Source organism: Fusibacter sp. (assembly GCF_057447755.1).
Map to the genome: position 1 here is coordinate 1 of NZ_JBVBZF010000257.1, position 5,159 is coordinate 5,159.

General features: G+C 37.7%; 5 protein-coding genes. All 5 read right to left on the minus strand.

All coding sequences use genetic code 11. From position 1 onward, the window contains the following. Positions 1-1,158 (minus strand): hypothetical protein (locus AC220I_RS17905; RefSeq protein WP_486725233.1); only part of this gene is annotated, 1,158 nt, incomplete at its 3' end. Between the two features lie 14 nt (positions 1,159-1,172). Further along, entirely contained in the window at positions 1,173-2,369 is a 1,197-nt protein-coding gene (gene dapG / locus AC220I_RS17910; RefSeq protein ID WP_486725234.1) for an aspartate kinase, read from the minus strand. Between the two features lie 56 nt (positions 2,370-2,425). Next, positions 2,426-2,863, minus strand: a complete 438-nt coding sequence (dut, locus tag AC220I_RS17915; RefSeq protein ID WP_486725235.1) for a dUTP diphosphatase — start codon at positions 2,861-2,863, stop codon at positions 2,426-2,428. A gap of 65 nt (positions 2,864-2,928) precedes the next feature. Beyond that, on the minus strand, positions 2,929-4,203 hold the full coding sequence (locus tag AC220I_RS17920; RefSeq protein WP_486725236.1) for a M16 family metallopeptidase: 1,275 nt from the start codon (positions 4,201-4,203) through the stop codon (positions 2,929-2,931). Positions 4,204-4,335: 132 nt separating this feature from the next. Next, positions 4,336-5,159 (minus strand): S1 RNA-binding domain-containing protein (locus AC220I_RS17925; RefSeq protein WP_486725237.1); only part of this gene is annotated, 824 nt, incomplete at its 5' end.

Below are 5,159 nucleotides of genomic sequence, written 5' to 3' on the forward strand. Positions count from 1 at the left end.
ACCGTTTTCACCAGGCATACTAATCTCTGCCCCGCTTTGAATGTCGTCAGTTTGTGACACATTGACCGATTCACTTTTAAGTGGTGATACTTTAACTTCAGGCTTAATGGTCGCCTTGATATCCGGTTTCATCTCAGGCTTAGTATCCGGAGGGGTCACAACTGGTGTCACATTCGGTGCTACCACAGATGGTGGTACGGATGGGGTCACAGGTGGTTTCAAACCAAGGTCTTCAGATGGCCTATCAGTTTGCCCATTTTCAGCAGGTTTTACTTCATCCTTTTCATAAGCATCATAGTCAAATGTTTTTATGTCTTTTTTGCGTGATGCTTTTTTAAAGGCATCCAGTGTATTTAAGAAATGGGCCGAATCTGATTCAGGAGCCTTTTGTGGTTCAGATTTTCTAGGATCCGTCTTTTTAGGCGCTTCCATAACTTCAGGCTTAGAAATTGTCTCAGCCGCTCTAGCTTCCATAAGTCTTGCAATTTCTTCTTGTTTGACTTTACGTTTTTCAGCTTGCTTCTTACGTTTTTCATCCCAAAGATCATGTAATGAAATTCGAGTCCAAACGATAAAGCCAGAAACAAAACAAACAATAATTAATATAAAGGCGCCAATATTACCCACTAGCTTAAGAATGCCTAAAGTCACTAATTCACCAAATACGCCACCACCCTTTAACAAGACACTCCTATCAAAGGTCAACTTATACTGATTCACTGTGGCAAAATTGGATTCCACCTTAAACAAATCCCTTTCAACGCCAGGGAAGACCATCATCGTCGTCAATAGCAAAGCGCCCAAGAGAATTAGGGACATCGCTATGTATATACGATTACGTGCAGGTCTTAAGTTTAAATTAATATGAACAAAGATATAAATGAAAATAAACACGGGTAAAATAAAACCAACATAGGAACACAAGCCGAGATAAAGGCTTTTAATGGCATGACCAAGTTGTCCAACCGTTGAAGTATAAAGGCTCAACATGGTGAACAATGTAAAGGCAACCAGTGCAATCACCTTCAGCTCATACATGACCTTATAGTGGTGCTCTAGTTCTTTAGCAGTCTTTTTAAGGGGTTTGCTTTTAGGTCTGCTCGTTGTGCCACGCTTTTTTGTTGTCGTCGTTCTCTTAGTTGTCTTTGGTGTAGCCAAAGGATCACCTCCGTTTAATCATTCAATCCGAATTCGTCATGTAAAGCCTTAATGGCTTTCGTTAATTCGTTCTCCTTAACCAAACATGAAATAGTTGTATATGAATCCGAAGTTTGCAAAATGCTTACTCTGTTTAATGTCAATGCAAGCGCCACCCTTTTCATGACACCCGGTACACCGTGAATGCCATGACCAATAACTGTGACCTTCGAGCAAGATTCAATAATTTGAGTATCAAGCTCGAGTTCACTCGTTAGGTTAAGAATGCTAATTTGGTGTATATGGTCCACTGTAAATATTTTCTCACCTTCAAGAAAGTTGATTAAGTCTATAGAAATCTTCTCTTTTTCGATACCCTTTAAGAGGGTTTCAAATCTAGGGTCATAGTTGTCCACCTTAACCTTAACTTGAATGATGTTGTTCTTATAGGCTACTGCTGTGACAATCTTATTTGCCTCAGGTGTAAATTCACCATGAATAAGTGTCCCCAAACCTTCAGAGAAGGTATTTTTAATGTATAAGGGTTTATTGCTGCGTTTCGCGATTGCCACCGCTTTTGGATCTACGACCTTAGCGCCATCAAGTGCCATTTGATGCATTTCTTCATAGCTGATTTTATTCAAGACCTTGGCATCGTCAACATGTCTAGGATCTGCAGTCATGACGCCATCCACATCTGTATAGATTTCAACATACTCAGCATTAAGTGCCTCACCTAATATGGCCGCAGTGGTATCTGAACCACCCCTACCTAGCGTTGTGATATCACCTGCTTCAGAAACACCTTGAAAGCCTGTAACCACTAATACGAATCCTTTTTCAATTAGGGAAATCATCTTATCAGTGTTGACATACTTAACCGTCGCATTACCAGCCACACTATTTGTGACAATCCCAGCTTGCTGGCCGGTCAAAGCTTTGGTTTTTAAACCATGACCTCTTAGCCAATTTGAAATATAAGCTGCCGAAATGGTTTCACCACAACTCATTAGAAGATCTAAATCCTCTGTATTGATTTCATTAAAAGGCTGCTGATACATGTGAATTAAGGTGTCCGTTGCATACGGTGCACCTAATCGTCCCATTGCAGATACCACTATGACAACCTGCTTTCCACTTTCAATTGCTTTTTTTGTATTAAAAGCAATGATATTTCTACCCTCTTCCGTAGAAACTGAAGTGCCACCATATTTCTGTATAATAATCGACATTTCCAACCTCTGCTATTCGTTATTCGTCTTAATATTGATTCCTGTACTTTGGATGTCTATCCTTTAACGCCTGTTGAACCAAAACCACCTGCACCTCTTTCAGTTTCATCAATTGAGTCCACTTGATCCCATGTAATTCTCTCGTACTTAGTTATAATAAGCTGGGCAATGCGGTCCCCCTTCACAATTTTAAAAGGGTCGCTTCCAAGGTTAATCACAGGCACCTTGAGTTCACCTCTATAGTCACTGTCAATTGTGCCAACACAATTCACAAGGGTAATGCCATTTTTAATAGAAAGGCCTGAACGCGCCCTAACTTGACCTTCATACCCAATAGGTATTTCAAGAAATATCCCTGTAGGCACTAAAGTTCTCTCCATCGGGTTTATAATAATCTCAGTCTCATTATTGGCTAAAATGTCCATTCCAGATGATCCTATTGTTTGATAGTTAGGTAATGGATTTTCTGATTTGTTAACAATTCTAATGTTCATATCTTCCTCCAAAATTCATTCTCACATCTTCTATTATATCAATTATTTATCATAAACATCAAATTTTATATGATTTCATTTTTCAACATTTCAAACAGATTTTTAGTAGCTTCATCATCAATATCACCCACTATAGCAAGTGCAATTTTGTCTTTTACAAAGCATAGGTCAATGAGTTCATTAACGGTCTGTGTTTTGATGTTGTTGATTTTTGCCATCATTTCATCAAAATCTTTTTCCTTTTGAGCAAAGAGTTCGAGTCGGCCAATTAAGTCCATGTAACTGTCCGTTCCCTCAAGCTCGAGCACAAAGCTTCCTTTGAGATGCGCTCTTGCATGTTCAACATCTTCATCCGTAAGCTTGTTTAGTTTAAGCTGATTAATGGTTTCAATAATCAGTTTCATAGTCTGGTCAAGATTTTCCTTCGCGACGCCAAAGCTGATGGTCATGGTTCCAATATCATCATAAAAACTCGGCTGACTAAAGATAGAATATGATAAGCCAGATTCTTCTCTTATTTTCTGAAACAGCATACTACTGTTGGTACCACCGAATACATTTGATAAAAGCATTAAATCATAACTTCTCTCATCATCAAATGGCAAGCCTGGCAAATCTATTGAAACTTGAATTTGTTCATTGTCCTTATATTTAAAACCATAGTCCGAATGGAACTGAGGTATTACGGCTTCATGACTTAACTTTTCATTAACGCCCATCTGACCAAAATACTTTTCACATAATCTGATCAATTCTAACTCATCAAATGCACCAGCAATTGAAATTACAGCATTGTTGGCAACATAAAAATCAGAATAATAAGCAATCAAATCCTCTCGCGTGAAACTTGTTACCGTTTCCTTAGTGCCCAATATCGGCAATGATAATGCATGCTCTCCAAAAGTAATCCCTGTTAAAATATCTGCGACTAAGTCTTCTGATGAATCCTCATACATGTTAATTTCATCAACGATCACTGTTTTTTCAACTTCAATATGATCAGATTCAAAGGTTGGATGTTGTATCATGTCTGACAACACGTCAAATCCGATTTCGATATCGTCTCCAAGTAATTTTGTATAATAACATGTACATTCTTTGGCTGTATAGGCATTTATCTCACCACCTACACCATCGATAATCAAGGCAATGTCTTTTGCCGATTTTGTATCAGTGCCTTTAAAAAGCATATGTTCAATAAAATGTGATATGCCATTGTTATTTTTATCTTCGTTTGCCGAACCTGCTTTAATCCACACGCCGACACATACTGACTTATAACCTTCTAATTTTTGATAGACGACACTTAGTCCATTGCTTAATTGCATTTTATTATGCAAATTTTCACCTCATTATTGTTCAATCTCATTAAAACGCCATCTACTGGCATTAATAGCATAACATAAGAAAGATAATACTTGCACATTGGCAAATATTATCTTTATCTCCTTACTTATGAAACTCTTTTTATTCTATGCTTCTGTTTTATTTTCTTCTAACAACACTTTTCTTGATAAGTTGATTCTGCCTTGATCATCGATCTCAATGATTTTAACAACCACTTCATCACCAATGTTTAAAACATCTTCAACTTTAGCGATTCTCTTAGTATCGATTTGAGAAATATGGCATAAGCCTTCTTTTCCAAATCCTAAGTCTACGAATACACCAAACTTCATTAGACGCGTAACTTTACCAGTGAACACTGCACCTACCACAGGATCTTTAGTGATGCCTTCGATTTCAGCAAGTGCTTTTTCGCCACCGATACCATCGTTTGCAGTAATCAATACAGAACCATCATCTTCAATATCAATTTTAACATTGTATGTTGAAGTGATTCTAGTGATGACTTTACCACCTGGTCCAATAACGTCTCTGATTTTATCAGGATTGATTTTAATACTAAATACTCTTGGCGCATATTTAGATAACTCAGGTTTAGGCGATGTAATAACCTCTGCCATTTTGCCCAAGATAAACAATCTACCTTCTTTAGCTTGTGAAAGTGCATTTTCAAGTAAAGCTTTATCAAGACCATCAACCTTGATGTCCATTTGAAGTGCTGTGATACCATCTTTTGTACCAGCAACTTTAAAGTCCATATCGCCAAGTGCATCTTCCATACCTTGGATATCACTTAAGATAGAAATTTTGTTGTCCTCTTGAATTAAGCCCATTGCAATACCAGCAACTGAATCCTTAATCGGTACACCAGCATCAAGTAATGATAATGTACTACCACAAATACTCGCTTGTGAACTAGAACCATTACAAGTTACAACCTCTGATACCA